Genomic DNA, 18,907 nt, shown 5'->3' with positions numbered 1-18,907 from the left:
GACAAAAATTCAAGCGACGGATTAGATCGTTGCAGACGCGCTATTCTTCAAAAAACCTTTGACCGACGACGCTGTCGCGAAACTCATCTGCTTGGTCCAATAGCCATTCCCGGAACACACGAACGCGTGCACGATTGGCGTAAGTTTCCGGGCAGACGAGAAAATAGCTCTTGTTCTTCAATGCCGCGTCAAAGGGGGCGACCAGCATATTGCGTTCCAGAAAACGCGCGGCGGCCAAAAGGCTGACCAAGGCCACACCATGACCATCGCTTGCCGTCAGCAAGCAGATGTGTTCCTCGGAATAGGTGACATAGGGCTCGACGTCACTAGTTTGCAAGCCAGCCGCGTCCATCCATCGCTCCCAACTCGGATCCGCATCAGAAAACCCGCTCCATTGGTATTCGATCAGACGAGACTTCAGAAGATCTTCGGGGGAACCCAGTGACTTCGCCTTTTCCACGCTACAGACAGGGGCCACCCAGTCATTCAAGACCCAAGCCACATTGCTGTCAGGATAATCGCCAAAGCCATACCGAATAGCCACATCCACATCGCTGGATTTGAAATCCACCAGTTGATCACTAGACAGAACCCTTACCGAGATATCCGGGTATTTCTCGTAAAAGCCTCGCAGCCGCGGGCTAAGCCAATTGGCGGCAAAAGACCCGGTTGTTGAGATTGTCAATGTGCCCGCAAGGTCGTCTTCCTCCAGCGCGAGAGAGGCGGCTTCAATGTTCTTGAAGGCTTCAATGATGTGGGGCGCGTAGTTGGCCCCATCCTCCGTCAGTTTCAAGGCGCGGGTAAGCCGGTGAAACAGGGGCACCCCAAGTTGATCCTCCAGCGATTTGATCTGATGAGAAATGGCAGTCGGAGTGACGCATAGTTCATCGGCGGCATCCTTGAAACTCAGATGCCGGCAGGCCGCTTCGAAGGCCTGAATACTTTTCAACGACGGTATCTTCGCCATGACGCGCGGCTTTGCTCTCCTGATGCGATGCTAATTCGTCGCTCCACTCTAACCCGATTGCCGGCTCACATGTGGGCGAAATTCTCAGCTGTGAGGTGAAAACATCTAATTTGAGAAGATAGGGCATTCTCTCTTGAATTTGCGTGAAAGTTGGGAGGTTGTCTTGGATCCATTTTTGAAAGTCACTGGCATCGACAAGTCGTTTGGCGCCGTTCGTGCATTGCACAATGTCAATCTGCTGGCCTCGAAGGGCGAGTGCATTGCGATTTTGGGCGAGAACGGAGCAGGTAAAACCACGTTCGCAAGCGTTTTGATCGGCCTGTATCAGCCCGATAACGGCGAAATCAAACTGGGCGGAACACCTGTTTCGGTGACCAGCCCAGCAAAAGCTATTGAGCATGGGATCGGCATGATCCACCAGCATTTCAGCCTGGTCGGCGCGATGAACGCCGAAGAGAACATTCTGATCGGCTTGCCCAGCACAAAGCGGGGTGCCGAAGCGCGGGCGCGCATTCGGCAGCTTTGCAGCGACTTTGACTTTAACGTCGATTTCGACATCCGTGTCACGGAAATGCCTGTGGGCATGAAGCAAAGGGTGGAAATCCTTAAGGCGCTGTTTCGCGATGTATCGATCCTGATCCTGGATGAACCCACCAGCGTTCTTGCCCCGACCGAAGTCGCGCCATTTCTCAAAGGAGTGCGCAAGTTGGTCGCCAACGGCTGCCTTGTCTTTTTCATCAGCCACAAGCTCGATGAAATCCGCGAAATTGCCGATCGCGTCATGATAATGCGCCATGGGCGTGTCGAGGGAGTTCTTCCGGTTGCGACCACGCCCATGGCCCAGATGTCAGCGCTTATGATGGGAGACAAGCCGACCGGCGAAACGGTCGAGACGCTCAAGGCCAAAAAGGCGCGCAATGACACCAGCTCAGCACCGGACGCTCTGGTTGTCTCTGATGTCTGCCTGATCGATCCAGGCGGGGCCGAAATCCTGCAGGATCTGACCCTCTCCGTGAAGGCTGGTGAAATTCTTGGAATCGCCGGGATTGACGGCAATGGCCAGACGGAGTTGAGCGAGGTGATCACTGGCCTCAAAAGGCAAACCAGCGGCGCCATCCACCTTAATGGCACGGAGATATCAAGCGCCTCCATCGCTTCGCGCATTGCAGACGGCATAGGCTTCGTGCCCGAGGACCGCCATGCCGAAGGCTTGGTCCTGTCGCTCAGTGTCGAAGAAAATATGGCATTTCGATCCATTGGCGAAGACAGGTTCATGTCTGGCGGTCTGATTTCCCGGCGCGCGATGCACGAGATCGCAAGCAACGTGGTCGCGGCCTTTGACATTAGGCCCCCTGACCCAAAATTGAACGCCTCGGCTTTATCCGGTGGCAATCAACAAAAAATCGTTTTGGCCCGTGAAGTGGCCCGGGCACGCAATCTTTTGGTCGTCGTACAGCCGACTAAAGGGCTTGATGTCGGCGCAACGGAATTTGTTCAGAACCAGATCCGCGCCGTCGCCCAAAGCGGCGTGGGGGTTCTCTATATCTCCACTGAACTTGAACATGTGCTCGACATCTCTGACCGCGTCGCCGTGATGGCCTTTGGTCGGATCACGGGTGTTGTCGATCCAGAAAACACAACTCTTCAAGACATCGGGCTCTTGATGACCGCGGCGCCGGAGGAAGTACAATGAACAGATTTACCATGCAACGCCGGATTGCGATTGCCTTACTGTTAGCGCTCAGCGTTGGCGGCGTGCTGATCCTGCTCGACGGGCACAACCCGTTTGAGGCCTATAAGGTTCTGTTTCTGGAATCTTTCCTAAATTACTGGGGCTTCTCCAATACGCTGGTCAAAGCCTCACCTATGCTTCTGGCGGGGCTGGCCGTGATTATTCCGATGCGCGCCGGTGTGTTCAACATCGGTGGCGAGGGGCAGATCTATATTGGTGGGTTGTTCGGCGCCGTCTTTGCTTTGGCGATCCCCGATCTGCCCGGTCTATTGGGCGTGCCGCTGATATTTATCGCTGCCGCCGCCGGTGGGGCGTTTTGGGCGGCAATTCCTGCGTATCTCAAAGCCTATCGGGGCACGAATGAGGTCATTGTCACACTGCTGATGAACTTCATTGCGATCCACATCGTCAGCTATGCCGTGGCCGGGCCGCTATTGGCCGAAGGCGCGCCATATCCTTATTCGGAGGAAGTCTCAGAAGCCTATCGCCTGCCTATTCTGATGCCGCGATCTGATACCCATGTGGGCTTTGTATTTGGGCTGGCCATGACGGTTATCTTGTATTTCTGGCTGCGCTTCACGCCATCGGGCTTCCACTTGGACCTAGTGGGGCGTAATGCCCGCGCTGCGGCCTATGCCGGTGTGGACCAGAAAAAGACCATCATACGCGCCATGTTGATTGGCGGCAGCCTTGCAGGCATGGCCGGCGCAATCGAGGTGATTGGGTTGAAGTACCGCCTGTTCCACCTGTTTAGCGATGGCTACGGCTATGACGGAATTGTCGTCGCCTTCCTTGCGGCTCTTAACCCAATTGTCGCGCCGTTGACCGCGCTGTTCCTTGCCGGACTTTCTGCCGGCGCGGGAACGATGCAACGTGCCGTCGGGGTCGACAGTTCCGTCATCGAAGTGGTCGAGGGGCTTGTTGTGGTTTTGGTCGCCGCCGCCCTCGTGACACCGCGAACCAAGTCAACATCCGTTCTGAAACCCCTGGCAAAAAACCTGCGGCTGCGCCGCCAACCACAACGCCAAAAGAAAGAGGCATAGGCTATGATTGATCTTGTTTTGCTGGGCGACGTCCTTGCCGGAACCGCCCGATTGGGTACGCCAATTGCCTTTGCTGCCCTTGGCGGGGTGATTGCGGAACGTGGCGGGCTGTACAACATCGGCCTCGAAGGTCAGATCCTCGCCGGTGCGCTTGGCGCCGCTGCTGGTTCTTTCGCAACGGGCTCCGCCATGATCGGGCTCGGATGCGGGATCATTTGCGGCCTGATCTCAGGCCTGCTGCTTGGGTATATGTCGATCCGGCTGCGCATCAACCAGCTGGTTGGCGGTATCGCGCTCAACCTGCTGCTGGCCGGACTCACAGCTTTTCTGTCTCGTCAGATATTTGGAGCTCAGGCCGGAGGGGCGCGGGTAAACGGGTTCTCGCAGATCGATATTCCCTACTTGTCAGATCTTCCCGTAGTTGGCCCGTCCCTGTTTGCCCAGGATCCGCTGTTCTACCTTTTGATCGGATTGGCAATAGCCGCCTGGTTCTGGCTGATGAAATCCCACAAAGGTCTGGACCTTCGCGCCGTTGGCGAAAACCCGAAGGCCGCGGACTTGGCTGGGGTTCCTGTCTTTCGCATGCAATATCTCGCAATTGCAGTCAGCGGTGCCCTCGCGGCACTTGCTGGGGTGCATCTGGTCTTATCGCAAGTCTATGTGTTTGCGGAAGGCATGAGCGCGGGCAAAGGCTTCATTGCGCTTGCGGCAATCATCTTAGGACGTTGGTCGCCCATCGGCGCGATCTGCGCGGCACTTTTCTTCGGCTTCTGTGATGCGGTGCAATTCAAACTGCAATTCACCTCGCCAGAGGTTCCCTATCAGCTCTTTCTGATCTTGCCTTACCTCGCATCGCTCATCGCACTTGTGGTCCTCGGCGCCAAGGCCAGCGCACCTGCAAGCGTTGGACTCCCCTACGACCGGGAGCATCGATAAATCTCAGCCGTGACGTGAGAAACCATCGTTTTTCACGTCGCGATCCTCCCGTCACCCTGACAACACATATCCAATATGGGAGAACAACAATGCAATTAAAGTCCAAACTATTGGCGGGGCTTGCGGCACTGATGTTGGCCGGGCCTGCGGTCGCTGACGGGATCGAACGCGCCGCGATCGTTATGCCCGGATCGATTTCTGATAATGGCTGGAACCAAGCCGGATTCGAAGGTCTCACCAAGGCAGGTGAAGTGCTTGGCTTTGAAGCCGCTTTTTCCGAAAGCGTGCATCAGCCGGAACAAATCGAAGTCCTGAGCGACTACGCACGCCGAGGGTATGACCTTGTGATCGGTCACGGCGGAGAGTTCCAGGACGCAGTGGAACGTGTCGCAGCACGCTTCCCGGAAACCATGTTCATGGTGAACAACGGACTGGGCACAAAAGACAACATTGCCAACGCGGATTTCTATTTCAGCCAAATCGCTTATCTAATGGGCTACGTCGCGGGCTCCATGTCAGACACAGGCACCATCGGCATCATCGCGGCGCAACAGTTCAAATTCACGACCGACACGGTTGCTGGATATGAAGCGGGGGCCAAAGCGGCCAATCCGGACATCAGAGTTTTGGTTACCTGGACCGGCGACTGGGATGACATCGCCAAGGGCAAAGAAGCTGCTTTGAACCAAATTTCCCAAGGCGCCGATGTCGTCTGGCCGACAATGGACAGCGCGACGCTGGGCTCCATGCAGGCTGTTCAGGAAAAAGGCGTCTATGGCATCGGCATCTATCGTGATGCGATCAACGAATGGCCGGAAATACTACAGTCCGCTATTCTAGATGTCCGAGGCAACATGCGGTCCTACCTGGAACTGGCAGCTGCTGGCAAACTGGAAGGTGCGCTCTACCGGGCGGATATGGGCAATGAACTGGCCATGCGGATCGGGTCGTTCCACCCAGACATCCCGGTGGACGTTGTCGATGAAGTTAACAAACTGATCGACGCCATGAATTCCGGTGCTTTGGTTGTGAATCCACAATAAGGCATCCCTTGTAATCGCTCCTCTATAACTCTCGCCCCCAAGTCTGGGGGCATTTTTTATTGTTAGAGAAATCAATGATTGAAGCCTTTCGCTTGTACCGCGTGGGATTGCGTTACCCCCAATTTCGCCGGATTCGCTATGCTTTCTATTCCTGTTTATTAGGTCGACAACACCCGAAAATGAACAAATCCAGGACTGCCTAAGATCCAACCATGCAAAACGCTCAATCAACATCATCCTTGCAAAATCTATGACCAGACATCTATGCGCATTGCAGCATCGGTCGAACTGGGCTCACAGCTAAAACTGGATCGATTTGATTTATCGCTTAAACAAGGTCTCTTGCGACTGCTTGTCACGATTATCTGTACGCAATTCGGCATGCAGTGCGCGACCGGCTTGGACGCCGGGACGGGCACTGACCGTCTCCAGCCAGCGGGTAAAGTGCGGCTTGTCCTCTAACACCTGCTGCTGGCCTTCCCATAGGCTGGCCCAGCCCCAGATTGACATGTCGGCAATGGAATAGAAGTCGCCCGCGACATATTCGTTGTCGGCCAGCCGTCGATCCAGCACGCCGTATAAACGCCCGACCTCGGTTCGGTAGCGGTCTTTGGCATAGGGCAGGTCCTGCGGTGGGTCCATGTAGGGTGCGTATTTCAGGAAGTGATGCGCCTGACCGGCCATTGGGCCAACGCCGCCCATCTGCCACATCAGCCATTCTTCGACTGCTATCCGGTCACGCTCGGTATTGCCATAAAACCGCCCGGTCTTGCGAGCCAGATACATCAGGATTGCCCCGCTTTCGAACACGGAAACCGGCGCGCGGTCGGGCCCGTCAGGGTCAAAGATTGCAGGCATACGGTTGTTGGGCGAAATCTTCAGGAACTCGGGGTCGAACTGATCGCCCTTGCCGATGTTGATCAGATGCGTGGAATAGGGCAACTCCATCTCTTCTAACGCGATGGATACCTTCCACCCGTTGGGGGTAGGCCAAAAATACAGATCAATCGGGTCCGCCATGTGCCCTCCTTTTGTTGAAAGGATCATGCGGGTTTCTGACGGGGCGGCAAGGGCCGATTACGCAACCGTGACCGGGGGAACGCCGGGCTTGACGGCAAACCGCCCGAAGCGTATTGCCTCTCGCAGAGCTACGTGGCGATTTGTTACCGGATTGCGGGCCACGCTAAACAACGCCGCTAAAAGGTCAGGATGAAAGGCCCCTTTCGCTTGACCGCGTCTGGGGTTTTTTTGATGCCTTTGCCGGGCAAAGGTCGAGAGGAATGACATGAGCGAAAGCTGGAACAAACGCACCCAAGCCGTCCATGGCGGCATCCGTCGCAGCCAATACAATGAGGTTAGCGAGGCGATCTTTCTGACCCAGGGGTTCGTCTATGAGAATGCCGAACAGGCCGAGGCCCGTTTTCTGGAATGTGGCCCGGATGAGTTCATCTATGCCCGCTATGGCAACCCCACCGTGTCGATGTTCGAGCAGCGTATCGCGGCGCTTGAGGGGGGCGAGGATGCTTTCGCCACAGCTTCGGGCATGGCGGCTGTCAATGGCGCGCTGACCTCGATGCTGAAGGCAGGCGACCACATCGTTTCGGCTAAGGCGCTGTTCGGCTCATGCTTGTATATTGTCGAGAACATCCTGACCCGGTTTGGTGTAGATGTAACTTTCGTAGACGGCACCAATCTGGACGAATGGAAAGCGGCGATCCGGCTCGACACAAAGGCTGTGTTCTTTGAATCCATGTCGAACCCGACGCTTGAGGTGATCGACATCTCGGCCGTCGCCGAACTGGCCCATGCGGTTGGTGCGATGGTGGTCGTGGACAATGTGTTCTCGACCCCAGTGTTTTCGCGTGCGATCGAGCAGGGCGCGGATGTTGTGATCTATTCGGCGACCAAACATATCGACGGGCAGGGGCGTGCGCTGGGCGGCGTAATCATCGGCACCAAGGACTTCATCCGCGGCACCGTTGAGCCTTATCTGAAGCACACCGGTGGGGCGCTGAGCCCGTTTAACGCCTGGATCATGCTGAAAGGTCTGGAAACGATGACCCTGCGTGTCAATGCTCAGGCTGAGACGGCCCAGATCGTGGCTGAGGCACTGGAGGGTCACGCCGCGTTGGAACGCACATTGTATCCGGGGCTAAAGACGCATCCGCAGAATGCGCTGGTTCAATCACAGTTGGGCGGTAAGGGCGGCACCGTTCTGTCGCTGGATATCAAGGGCGGAAAGGAGGCTGCGTTTGCGTTCCTCAACGCGATGAAGATTCCGGTGATTTCGAACAACCTGGGCGACGCCAAGTCGATTGCGACCCATCCGGCGACCACGACCCACCAACGGCTGAGCGATGAGCAGAAAGACGAGTTGGGCATTACTCCCGGCCTGATCCGCCTGTCCATCGGTCTGGAGGATGCGGGCGACCTGCTTGCCGATATTAAGCGCGCTTTGGACGTTTCTCAGCGCTAACTACGCTCTATATCCTGTTATGCCTTGGGTGAAACTGCGTAAACGCGGCGTAACTCCCGCGATGTTTGCGGATTTTCATCCGGGCCGTACTTTGATGCGTATACGGTTAAACTGGAAAAAGCGTCGAACCTGTATATAGTCCGGCGACCAACCGAGGAACCCCGTTCGATGAATGTGTACCCCCGCACCATTGAAGACGCACCTGACAATGAAGACGCCGCCGCCGCGCTTAGAACGCTGCGCAAATGGGCCGAGTCCGCGAGTGAAGCTGAGATCAGCCAGCTTGATCCTGCAATTGCGCGCCTCGTGCCTGGACTGGTTCCGGTGAATTATCCTTCGCTGTCGCGAGAATATGCCGAAGACTTCACAGTTGACGCGGCCTATCGGGCATCGTTGCCGGACCTTCAAAACGGACCGTCCAGCCTGATCCGCGGGGCCATGCAACAAATTCAGCATGTGGGCATTTCTAATTTCCGTTTGCCGATTCGGTTCCACCGTAAACATGGTGAGGATCTCACGCTTGAAACCTCGGTCACCGGAACGGTCAGCCTTGATGCCGAAAAGAAGGGCATCAACATGTCCCGCATCATGCGCTCGTTCTACAAACATGCCGAGCGTACGTTCAGTTTTGAGGTCATGGAGGCTGCGCTGGACGATTATATGACCGATCTGGACAGTTTCGATGCACGTATCCAGATGCGGTTTTCCTACCCGGACCGGGTGGAAAGCCTGCGATCGGGGTTGCAAGGGTATCAGTATTACGACATCGCGTTGGAACTGGTCGAACAAAACGGCGTACGTCAGAAGATCATCCATCTGGACTATGTCTATTCATCCACCTGCCCATGTTCGCTTGAGCTGAGCGAACATGCGCGGTCCACACGGGGGCAATTGGCGACACCGCATTCCCAGCGTTCTGTTGCGCGGATTTCCGTTGTTGTTGATTGCAAAGCAGATTGCCTGTGGTTCGAAGATCTGATTGCCCTGTGCCGCCGCGCCGTACCGACCGAAACGCAAGTGATGGTCAAACGCGAGGACGAACAGGCCTTTGCCGAGCTGAATGCCGCCAACCCAATCTTTGTCGAAGACGCCGCGCGCTTGTTCTGTGCCGAGCTTCTGGCCGATCATCATGTCGGTGATTTCCGTGTTGTGGCCAGCCATCAGGAAAGCCTGCACAGCCACGATGCAGTGTCGGTGCTGACCGAAGGGTCAACCTTTGTTTCCGCCAGCTTGGATCCACGCTTGTTCTCGACCCTGTTTCACATCGGGTAGCTCGACAAGAGCATCCTGTTGTCTCATTTTGATCCAATGGGCGAAATATTGCCGCATTGCAGCAATATTTCTGCACGCGCAGTGTGTTTCGCGTTAAACTATCCGTGAACGCAGCCATGGTGTGAGGGCGTGTCAGCTTTCGGGCCACTCTGAAAAGGAAGCCGCGACGTGCGATGTCCGGGGATTTCAGGCCTTGGTCACTCGCCCCTAATACCGGGGTGGGGCAGAGCGGTTCTTTTCTTGGAAGGTTGCTTCGTTTTTACAGGAGAAATGACTAATGAATCCGATTACCCAACCGCTTGAGTTTCAGGCGGCGGCCATTCGACTGGCCGGTTATGCAGTCAGCAACCAACTGAAGATCATGCAGATTTTGGCGAATTCGGCCATGGAGTTGCCTTTCGTTCCAGTGCATGCTCTGCACGCGTCTTCGTCGGTTCCTGCACCTGCCAAAAAGAAACCGGAATTCAAATCCAAGGTGGCAGCTGCCAAGCCTGTAGCCAAGGTCAAAACGACCGCCGCACCAAAGTCCAAGCCGCGCGTTCGGGCCAAGACGGCAGCGAACCCAAAAGCCGAATCATCTGAACCGGTTGTGGCAAATGCGGCCTCCCAGCCAGCAGTGGCCAAGGTTGCAGCGCCTAAACCTGCGGCCGTCAAGCCCGAGGCAAAGCCCGCCGCACCCAAACCTGCCGCAAAACGCGTGGCTCCAAAGGCAGTAGCGAAACCTGCGGCACCCAAGGCCACAGCCAAGCCAGCCGCGCCCAAAGTGCAGGCGGCGAAATCGGTCACGGCAAAACCAACGGCTGCACCTGCTGCCAAGCCTGTGGCCCCCAAAGCCGAGGCGAAACCTGTGGCGCCCCTGGCGAATACAGCCAAGTCTGCGGCACCTCAGAACCGGACGCGCGCGCCTTCAAAACCGCCCGCAATGCCCACACCCGTCAGCAAAACCGACGAGTAAACGGGACATCCGCTTGACACAGTCGTGCAGGCGCGCCAACGCTGCGCCTCATGACGGATATGCGCCCGGTTGGATATGTGATTGGCCTGTTGGTCGCCATTCTTGGGGCGACCATGATGCTTCCCATGCTTGCGGATTTCATCGAAGGCCGGGGCGAATGGCCTGTTTTTCTGGGAAGCGGCGTCATCACCATGCTGACGGGCGTTATCCTGTCCATCAGTTGTTCGAACGGAGTGGGCGAAGGTCTGACGATCCGTCAGACCTTTTTGCTGACCACCGGCGTTTGGGTGGCGCTGCCCTTTTTCGGCGCAATCCCGTTTTTATTCGGCGAGACCGAGCTGCGCTTTGTCGATGCTTATTTTGAGGCAATGTCGGGGCTGACCACTACTGGTTCGACTGTCATTTCCGGGCTTGATAATCTGCCACAGGGTTTGCTGTTGTGGCGCGGATTGCTGCAATGGCTGGGCGGCATTGGGATTATTGTAGTCGCCATGGTGTTCCTGCCCGAACTTCGCGTGGGGGGGATGCAGATCTTCCGTTCGGAAGGGTTTGAAACCATGGGGAAAATCCTGCCGCGCGCGCAAGAGATCGCTGGGCAGATATCCCTGATCTATGTCTTTTTGACCTTTGTCTGCGCGCTTGTCTACGCCGGCTTGGGGATGGGGTTTTTCGATGCCGTGGTGCATGCGATGACAACCATCGCGACCGGAGGGTTCTCGAACTACGACACGTCCTTCGGCAGTTTCTCGGGGCCGACCGAGTATGCGGCTGCGGTCTTTATGATCCTCGCGGCGCTGCCTTTCGTGCGCTATGTTCAATTCGCCAATGGCAACACGAACTCACTGTGGCAGGACAGCCAGATACAGACATTCCTGGCGACAATCCTGGTGCTGGTCGTGGTCATGGCGGTGTTCCTAACCGTAGTCTTTCCACATCATTGGGAACAGGCGTTCCGGGAATCGCTGTTCAACATCACCTCGATCATTTCGGGTACGGGTTATGCCAGCGTTGATTACATGACGTGGGGCAGTTTCCCGGTCATGCTGTTCTTTTTGATCGGTCTGATCGGCGGATGCGCGGGCTCGACCGCCTGTTCGATCAAGATTTTCCGGTATCAGCTGCTGTTTGCGTCGATCAAAACGCAAATTCGCCGTATCCGGTCACCGCATGGCGTTTTTGCCCCGCGATATGGCGGGCGCACGATCGGGACGGATGTCCTGACTTCGGTGATGAGTTTTTTCATGTTCTTCGTGCTGTCGCTGGGTGTGCTGGCCTGGGCGTTGGCGCTGACGGGGTTGGACTTCATCACTTCGGTTTCGGGGGCTGCGACCGCACTGGCCAATGTGGGGCCGGGACTGGGCAGCCAGATCGGTCCGGCAGGAAATTTCGCCGGGCTGAATGACACCGCCAAATGGTTGTTGTCCATCGGCATGTTGGTCGGACGGCTGGAACTGCTGGCCGTCTACGCGTTGTTCACCGTCCAATTCTGGAGAAACTAATGAAAAGACCCTTGGGGGCCCAGATTTCGCATATGTTGAAAGATCGGGGCGTTGACGTGATTTTTGGCATTCCGGGTGTTCACAATCAGGAAATGTATCGCGGCATCGAAGAAGCTGGCATCACACATGTGTTGGCCCGGCATGAACAGGGGGCCGGGTTCATGGCCGATGGCTATGCCCGCGCGACCGGCAAGCCGGGCGTCGCCTATGTGATCACCGGGCCGGGGCTGTGCAATATCATGACACCGATGGGGCAGGCCTATACGGATTCGGTGCCCCTGCTGGTGATGTCTTCTTGTCTTGATGAAACGCAGGCGGTGCATGGGCAATTGCATCAGATGAAGGATCAGCTTGGGGCGGCTGAAACCGTGACTGACTGGTCGCGGCAGGCCAATTCCGCACAGACCGCCTATGGTCTGGTCGAGCGTGCTTTTGAAGAGTTCGAACTGTCCCGACCGCGCCCCAAACATATTCAGGTGCCGATTGCCCAGCTTGAGGCCGATGCCGACCCCGCGCCGTTTCCCAATCAACCGGCGTTGCGAACCAAGGTTTTGCCACCCGATATTGCTCCGGTCATGTCTTTGTTGAATATCGCGCGCAGGCCGTTGTTCATTTTGGGCGGTGGCGCGCGGTCTAATCTGTGGCGGCAGATATTGACGGAACTGGGAGCGGCCTGCTTCACAACTTTTGCTGGGCGTGGGATGGCCGGGCAGGGCTATGCGTTGGACTTTGGTGCCATGCTGACGCGCCCCGGAAGCGCCGAGGTGATTGGGTCCGCTGACCTTGTGGTCGCCGTAGGTACCGAACTGGGCGAGGTCGATCTGTGGCGCGACAACCTGGGGCACAGCGCTCATCTGGTGCGGGTCGATCTTGATCCCAGAGTTCTGTCCGATCACCATCGTGCGGGCGTCAAGCTGCAGGCTGATGGGGAAAGTTTTGCGCATGCCTTATGGGGTGCGATTGACAAGGTGAAACCTGCAACGGGTTGGACGCCGGAAGAAATCACCGACGCACGCAGACGCTGGCGCGCCGAGGTCGATGCCGAGCGGCCGGGGATCGTTCCGGTGCTTGATGCTCTGCGCGATGCCATGCCAGCGGATACGATGATCTATTCCGACATGACCCAAATCGCCTATGCCGGGAAAGAGGTCTGGGATATGGCCTATCCCTATCACTGGCATCACCCGACCGGCTTTGGCACGCTGGGATATGGCTTGCCCGCTGGTATTGGCGGTGCGGTTGCGCGTCGGGGCAAACCAACAGCCGTGATCGCCGGGGATTACGGGTTCCACTATACGATGATGGAACTTGGTGTAGCGGTCGAGCTGGGTCTTTCACTGCCCATTATCCTATGGGACAACGGCAAGCTGAAAGAGATCGAGGACAGTATGGTCCGAGGTCAGATCGCTCCGAACGCGGTGATCGCCCACAACCCGGATTTCTGCAAACTGGCTGAGGCTTTCGGGGCCCTGTCTGCCGCGCCTACCAGTTTGGCAGAGATGCAGACTGCAGTGCGCGCGGCCTTTGACGCGCCGGTTCCAACCCTGATCCGCGTAACGCCTGATATCGTGTAAACAAAAAAAAACGCCGCCCAAAGGGGCGGCGTTCCACTTTTGGGGATCAAATTAATCCCAACAATGCACCAGAACAGTCATTCCATTGGCTCTGCGGCTAAGTTCGTTGGGTGAGATCTCGGCAGTCGATTGACCCGGTTGGCCCGAGACGCCTGCCTGTTCAAGCGCCGCGTTCAACCGCTCAGCCGTGGCTGCCAGACTGACCGAGGCGGGTAGGGTGCGCCCATCGGACGGAGTGGGTAGCAACATGCCGACAACCTGACCGGCGTCATCGAAAACAGGTCCGCCAGCATCGCCCGGCTGGGCGGCCATCGCCAGACGTTTCACTCCGTCTTCTCCGTTCAGGCCGCGCACGTCAGTGATCTGGCCATAGGTCAGCGTCGGCGCTCCCAGTGCGCCCTGATACGAAAAGCCCGACACTGCGACCTCGGATTGGATGCGCGGTTGATCGGTGCCGAATTCCGCGACGCTGATCGGCGCAAGGTTGTTCCGGGGCCGCAGAACGGCCACGCCCAAATCAGCATCGGCCCAGGCGACCTGAACTTCCTGATCGTCGTTCAGGGTGATCCGTGTGCAGCTGTCGGTGGCCTCGGATACCGTCAGGATTGTACCGCTAGCATCGGTGAAAAAGCCGGACCGGGACAGGCGCGGCTTGCGGATTTGCAGGCCGGAAACAAGATCGATCCGTTGCTCGGCATTTGCACCGGCCCCTGCGTCTAGAACGGCGCTGTTTGTGGTGAAGCTGGCCTTGAGCGCGGCCAGAACCCGTGCCCGGCGGGCTTCATCCCCTTCGGGCCAGACCAGCGTGAAGCCTTTGATCTGGCCGTCCTTCAGCGCGGCTTGGGTGTACGAGACAACCCCGTTCCCGCTACCTTCCAGTGTAAAGCGATCACCGCGCAATTGTCGGGGGCCGTCCAGTGGGACGATCTCTAGCGATTGCATGACCTCGTAGAGCGCGCGTAGGGTCGCCTTGTCGCCTTTCTGACTGATCAGCAGCGCTTTGGCATCCAGGTCGGTGGTGCCTTTGAAATGCGCGAACGGGGCCTCATAGCGGTCAAAGGCAAGAACATCCAACGGCAGGTCGAGATCAATACCGGCCTGCGGGTCCGAATATCGCGCCATGCCGACGCTGATCAGCGGCGCGTTATAGTCATCCATCAGCGACTTGCGCTGCGCTGTGGTCAGAACGCCGGTGGCTTCAAAACCGTTGAATCGTTGCCAGTCACCCATCGATCGGCGCGTGCCTTGACCAAACGCGCCGTCGATAGTGGCGTTGTAAAACCCTGCGGCCTGCAAGGCTGTCTGCAAATCCCGACGCTCTTGCGCAGTGAGCAGGCGTTCGGACTGTAGGGCTTGCGAGCGGGTTTCATCTGCGGGCTCAGCCGACAACCCCGAAACGGTCGCTTCCGGTTGTGGAGTGTTTTCGACGGGCGGTGTCACCACGCCCCGGTTCAGGATATTCGCACCGACTGGCCAGAACTGCTGACCCAGAGAGCTGGTGAAGGCTATGTAACTGTCAGCCGGTATCTGCCTTTCGGCCCGGTAAACGTCCAGTACCTGTTCAGCGTCACTGCGCAAATAAGGCCCGATAACAATGGCATACCAGCCAGAGTTCAGGCGAAACCCGTTTACGTCCGGCAAGAGGCTTGAATAAGCCTGCGCGCGCTCTTGTGCCTCGCGCAGCGAAGGGCGCGCCTCGACCTGAACCCAGACGCCAGCGTCCTGTTGCGCTGATACGGCGCCTGCGCCGATAGAAAATAGAAACAAAATTACAGTGAATATGCGTGTCATTGTCTGCCCGTGTTCGCAGTGTTTTAGCTTTGCGGCAGACTACGCGAATTGAACCGCAGAAAGCCATGCCTGGAATACGGGGAATTTCCAGTGTGGCGGTGCAGTGACAGCCCAACCCGATTGGCCCGTTGACGCCCCTTGGCCCCTTGCATAGGAAGGACAAAACCGACCGGAACCGGGCGCAGACGTGCCCAAAGGGAATGTCATGACCGAACCGTCCAGCGCACCACGTTCTTTTCAGGAAATTATCCTGCGACTTCAGACCTATTGGGCCTCGAAAGGCTGCGCGATCCTGCAGCCCTATGACATGGAGGTTGGCGCAGGTACGTTCCACCCGGCCACCACGCTGCGCGCTTTGGGGTCAAAACCGTGGGCGGCGGCCTATGTGCAACCCTCGCGCCGTCCAACCGATGGGCGATACGGTGAAAACCCCAACCGGTTGCAGCACTATTACCAGTATCAGGTGCTGATCAAACCCAGTCCGCCGGATCTGCAAGAGCTGTATCTGGGTAGCCTTCAGGCCATCGGTATCGACATGGACCTGCATGACATTCGCTTTGTTGAAGATGACTGGGAAAGCCCCACACTGGGCGCCTGGGGTCTGGGTTGGGAGGTCTGGTGTGACGGCATGGAAGTCAGCCAGTTCACCTATTTTCAGCAAGTCGGCGGCCATGACTGCACACCCGTTTCGGGTGAACTGACCTATGGTCTGGAACGTCTGGCAATGTATGTGCTGGGCATTGATCACGTGATGGACATGCCCTTTAACGATCCGCAATCACCCAGCCCGCTGACCTATGGCGACATCTTCAAACAGACCGAAGAGGAATACGCCCGCTGGAACTTTGACGTGGCCAACACCGAAGTTCTGCTGCGTCATTTTGAAGAGGCCGAGGCCGAATGCGCCGCCATTCTGGCGCAGGAGCATGACGACCCAAAAACCGGCAAGCGTATTATCATGGCGCACCCGGCCTATGATCAGTGCATCAAGGCCAGCCACATGTTCAACTTATTGGACGCACGGGGGGTGATCTCGGTCACGGAACGGCAGGCCTATATTGGTCGCGTGCGGGCGCTGGCCAAGCAATGTGCCGATGCGTTTGTACAGACCGGGGCAGCCGGGTTCGAGGCCTGATGGCGCGCTCAGGCCAATCCCGGCAACAGCACTTTCAGGCCATCCGCGATCATGCTGATCGCGATGGCCGACAGGATCATGCCCATGAAACGGCTCATGATTACGCGCGCGTTGTCGGACAGGCGTTTGGCCAGGGCCGAAGCGTTCCAGAAGGTGATGAACAACAAAAACAGAACCACCAGAAACACGCCCGCATAGATGATGGCGTCCATGGGCTTGGAAATATGGTGAGCGTACAGGATCAACGTTGTGATCGTGCCGGGCCCGACCAGAATGGGGAAGGCCAGCGGGTAAAACGCCACCGTCGCGGGTTCGGGGTAGGCTTGCTTTTCCCCCTTGGTTCCGTGGTGCGAGGTGCTTTCGTTGCCGTTCAGCATGTTCAGGCCAATCATAAGAACGACCAGACCACCCGCGACACGCAGATCGTCGACACTGATCCCAAACAGGCCAAGCGTCTGGTTGCCGATAGCTGCGAAGGCTCCGCCCAGGATCAGGCAATACGTGGCTGTTTTCGCCGCGACTTTGCGCTGATCAGCGGGCGTCAGGCCGTCGGTGACGCTCAGGAAAACGGGCAGGTTGGTGATCGGGTTCATAATCGCAAACAGCGCGCCGAAGAACCCAACGGCAAGGGTCATGTCCATTCGAATAGCCTCGTTCCGACCTGTATCAGTTTGGAAACTGGCCTATTTTCCGCCAAGTTGAAAGAGGCCGCGTGATCGGGATGTTGAGAAGATGACCGGAAAACTGCTTGCAATCATCCTTATTGTTTCTGCGGCTTTGGCCGGGGTGGGCATGTATTACCTTCAGGTGTACGGGTTCTACTATGACGTCGCGCCCCAGCCAGGGAAGGACGTGGAATTGCTTGTCGAGGGGGCAGAGGAACCCCAGCCGATCCCGTACACGGCGTTTCACGCGATTGATGCGGACAGCTCTCCGATCCGATACCGGGCGTGTTTTGAGACCGAGATGACGAGCGATGAACTTGCGGCTTTTCAGCCGGTCGAAAACCCCGAACCGCTGACCGCGCCGGGCTGGTTTGACTGCTACGACGCGGTTGCCATTGCCGAGGCTCTGAAGTCTGGACAGGCGCAAGCTTTTATGGGGGCCAAGAACATACACTATGGCGTGGACCGCATTGTGGCCGTGACGGCAGATGGCAAAGGCTATGTCTGGCACGCGCTGAACAATTGCGGTGAAAAAGCCTATGATGGAACGGTTGTGGGCGAGGAATGCCCGCCACGGCCGGGGGACTGAGATGCCCGAAGTCGAGGAAATGCTTCACATTCCCAATTTTCTGACCGCCACGCTTGGCATTGCGGTCTATCTGATAGGGGCCGAGATCAACTCTCGGGTCGCTCCGCTGCGTCAATTCAATATCCCTGAGCCTGTCACCGGCGGGTTGCTGGCGTCTCTTGTATTGCTGATTCTGTATGTCGTGGCAGGGCTTGAGCTGACGTTCGACCTTGCCTCGCGGGATTTTCTGCTGATCGTGTTCTTTGCCGGAATTGGGTTGAATGCGCGGCTTGCCGATTTGATTTCCGGCGGCAAGCCTTTGTTCCTGCTGCTCATTCTGACGTTGGTGACAATCGTTGCCCAGAATGCCGTCGGTGCCGCCGGAGCGGTTGCCTTTGGTTACCCGGCCCAAGCTGGGGTTCTCTTTGGCTCTGCGTCTCTGATTGGCGGGCATGGTACCGCCATCGCGTGGGCCCCCGAGGTTGGTGCAGTCACCGGGCTTGAGGGCGCGACTGAACTCGGCGTGGCCGTGGCGACGCTTGGCCTTGTGTTGGCTGCGCTGGTGGGCGGGCCGATTGCCCGTCTTTTGGTCGAAGGCAAGAAGTTGACCCCGGAACGCCCGGACGAAGAACACACAGTTGGGCTGCCGGATGATGCCACTGAGGCCGAGACCATGATCGACCACCTGACCATCATGCGCGTGTTGCTTTATCTGAATCTGGCGATCATCTTCGGCTATTTTTTGAGCGAGGCAATCGCGGCTACCGGGTTGAAACTGCCCTTGTTCGTGCCCTGCCTGATCATGGGGATCGTCATTGCCAATGTTCGCGCAGCTCTGGCCCCCAACGCGCCGCCGGTGTCCCGGACCCCCTCGCTGGCGCTGATATCCGAGTTTTCGCTGGGCGCGTTTCTGGCCATGTCGCTGATGAGCCTGCAGCTTTGGACCATTGCCGAACTGGGGTTGGCCATCGTCGTTATCATGGGTGCGCAGACCCTGTTTGCCGTGGCGTTCGTGATCTGGGTTCTGTTTCCGGTGATGGGCGGCAACTACCGCGCCGCCGTACTGTCTGCGGGGTTTGGCGGTTTTGCACTGGGCGCGACCCCGACCGCTATCGCCAATATGACCGCAGTTACCAAGCGATATGGCCCGTCGCCTATTGCCTTTATCGTGCTGCCCCTTGTATCCGCCTTCTTTGTGGATATCGCCAATGCCATCGTCATTCAGACGATCGTTAATTTCTAAGGACCGAA

The 18,907-nt window shown here is 57.4% G+C and carries 16 protein-coding genes and 1 riboswitch; of the genes, 12 read left to right on the top strand and 4 right to left on the bottom strand.

The features are described from left to right. Window positions 1–40: 40 nt before the first annotated feature. Window positions 41–967 (bottom strand): transcriptional regulator GcvA, encoded by a 927-nt coding sequence (gcvA, locus tag ACR0LY_RS05425; RefSeq protein WP_170348315.1) that lies wholly within the window; start codon window positions 965–967, stop codon window positions 41–43. A 133-nt stretch (window positions 968–1,100) separates the two neighbouring features. On the opposite strand from gcvA, the gene ACR0LY_RS05420 reads away from it, so the two are divergent. From ACR0LY_RS05420 to ACR0LY_RS05405, 4 genes are all read left to right on the top strand, one after another. Then, the gene (locus ACR0LY_RS05420) at window positions 1,101–2,660 is read left to right on the top strand and encodes an ABC transporter ATP-binding protein (protein ID WP_480640611.1); all 1,560 of its coding nucleotides are present in this window, start codon (window positions 1,101–1,103) and stop codon (window positions 2,658–2,660) included. Beyond that, on the top strand, window positions 2,657–3,742 hold the full coding sequence (locus tag ACR0LY_RS05415) for an ABC transporter permease (protein ID WP_170348317.1): 1,086 nt from the start codon (window positions 2,657–2,659) through the stop codon (window positions 3,740–3,742). Before ACR0LY_RS05420 ends, ACR0LY_RS05415 begins: the two co-directional genes overlap by 4 nt. Window positions 3,743–3,745: 3 nt before the next feature. After that, entirely contained in the window at window positions 3,746–4,678 is a 933-nt protein-coding gene (locus ACR0LY_RS05410) for an ABC transporter permease (RefSeq protein WP_170348318.1), read from the top strand. An 89-nt stretch (window positions 4,679–4,767) separates the two neighbouring features. After that, window positions 4,768–5,721 (top strand): BMP family protein, encoded by a 954-nt coding sequence (locus ACR0LY_RS05405; protein WP_170348319.1) that lies wholly within the window; start codon window positions 4,768–4,770, stop codon window positions 5,719–5,721. A 321-nt stretch (window positions 5,722–6,042) separates the two neighbouring features. Here ACR0LY_RS05405 and ACR0LY_RS05400 read toward each other — a convergent pair whose 3' ends face one another. Beyond that, the gene (locus ACR0LY_RS05400; protein WP_170348320.1) at window positions 6,043–6,741 is read right to left on the bottom strand and encodes a glutathione S-transferase N-terminal domain-containing protein; all 699 of its coding nucleotides are present in this window, start codon (window positions 6,739–6,741) and stop codon (window positions 6,043–6,045) included. Window positions 6,742–6,863: 122 nt separating this feature from the next. Continuing rightward, window positions 6,864–6,941: riboswitch (SAM riboswitch) on the top strand. A gap of 65 nt (window positions 6,942–7,006) precedes the next feature. On the opposite strand from ACR0LY_RS05400, the gene metZ reads away from it, so the two are divergent. The 5 genes from metZ (at window position 7,007) to ACR0LY_RS05375 (ending at window position 13,497) form a co-directional block, all read left to right on the top strand. Further along, a complete protein-coding gene (metZ, locus tag ACR0LY_RS05395) occupies window positions 7,007–8,197 on the top strand; it encodes an O-succinylhomoserine sulfhydrylase (protein WP_170348321.1) in 1,191 nt (396 codons plus the stop codon). A 168-nt stretch (window positions 8,198–8,365) separates the two neighbouring features. After that, window positions 8,366–9,469 carry a GTP cyclohydrolase FolE2 gene (folE2, locus tag ACR0LY_RS05390; protein WP_170348322.1) on the top strand — a complete coding sequence of 368 codons (1,104 nt, stop codon included), beginning with the start codon at window positions 8,366–8,368 and terminating at the stop codon, window positions 9,467–9,469. A gap of 277 nt (window positions 9,470–9,746) precedes the next feature. Next, a complete protein-coding gene (locus ACR0LY_RS05385) occupies window positions 9,747–10,424 on the top strand; it encodes a hypothetical protein (RefSeq protein ID WP_170348323.1) in 678 nt (225 codons plus the stop codon). 50 nt (window positions 10,425–10,474) lie between these two features. Continuing rightward, a complete protein-coding gene (locus ACR0LY_RS05380; RefSeq protein ID WP_170348324.1) occupies window positions 10,475–11,923 on the top strand; it encodes a TrkH family potassium uptake protein in 1,449 nt (482 codons plus the stop codon). Beyond that, entirely contained in the window at window positions 11,923–13,497 is a 1,575-nt protein-coding gene (locus ACR0LY_RS05375) for a thiamine pyrophosphate-binding protein (RefSeq protein WP_170348325.1), read from the top strand. The genes ACR0LY_RS05380 and ACR0LY_RS05375 overlap by 1 nt, the downstream gene beginning before the upstream one ends. Window positions 13,498–13,548: 51 nt before the next feature. Here ACR0LY_RS05375 and ACR0LY_RS05370 read toward each other — a convergent pair whose 3' ends face one another. Next, window positions 13,549–15,288, bottom strand: a complete 1,740-nt coding sequence (locus tag ACR0LY_RS05370; protein WP_170348326.1) for a serine protease — start codon at window positions 15,286–15,288, stop codon at window positions 13,549–13,551. A 205-nt stretch (window positions 15,289–15,493) separates the two neighbouring features. On the opposite strand from ACR0LY_RS05370, the gene ACR0LY_RS05365 reads away from it, so the two are divergent. Then, window positions 15,494–16,423 carry a glycine--tRNA ligase subunit alpha gene (locus ACR0LY_RS05365; protein ID WP_170348327.1) on the top strand — a complete coding sequence of 310 codons (930 nt, stop codon included), beginning with the start codon at window positions 15,494–15,496 and terminating at the stop codon, window positions 16,421–16,423. Window positions 16,424–16,431: 8 nt separating this feature from the next. On the opposite strand, the gene ACR0LY_RS05360 is transcribed toward ACR0LY_RS05365, so the two are convergent. Next, on the bottom strand, window positions 16,432–17,064 hold the full coding sequence (locus tag ACR0LY_RS05360; protein WP_170348328.1) for a MarC family protein: 633 nt from the start codon (window positions 17,062–17,064) through the stop codon (window positions 16,432–16,434). A 91-nt stretch (window positions 17,065–17,155) separates the two neighbouring features. Here ACR0LY_RS05360 and ACR0LY_RS05355 point away from each other — a divergent pair, with 91 nt between their 5' ends. Together ACR0LY_RS05355 and gltS are read left to right on the top strand one after the other, a co-directional pair. Beyond that, on the top strand, window positions 17,156–17,677 hold the full coding sequence (locus ACR0LY_RS05355; RefSeq protein ID WP_170348329.1) for a DUF6446 family protein: 522 nt from the start codon (window positions 17,156–17,158) through the stop codon (window positions 17,675–17,677). 1 nt (window position 17,678) lies between these two features. Continuing rightward, complete coding sequence (gene gltS / locus ACR0LY_RS05350; protein ID WP_170348330.1) at window positions 17,679–18,899, top strand: sodium/glutamate symporter; 1,221 nt, start codon at window positions 17,679–17,681, stop codon at window positions 18,897–18,899. Window positions 18,900–18,907: the final 8 nt, after the last annotated feature.

The organism is Ruegeria sp. BC5 (assembly GCF_056539205.1).
The sequence above is the reverse complement of the archived record's forward strand: the minus strand, read 5'-3'. Positions and strand labels throughout refer to the sequence as shown.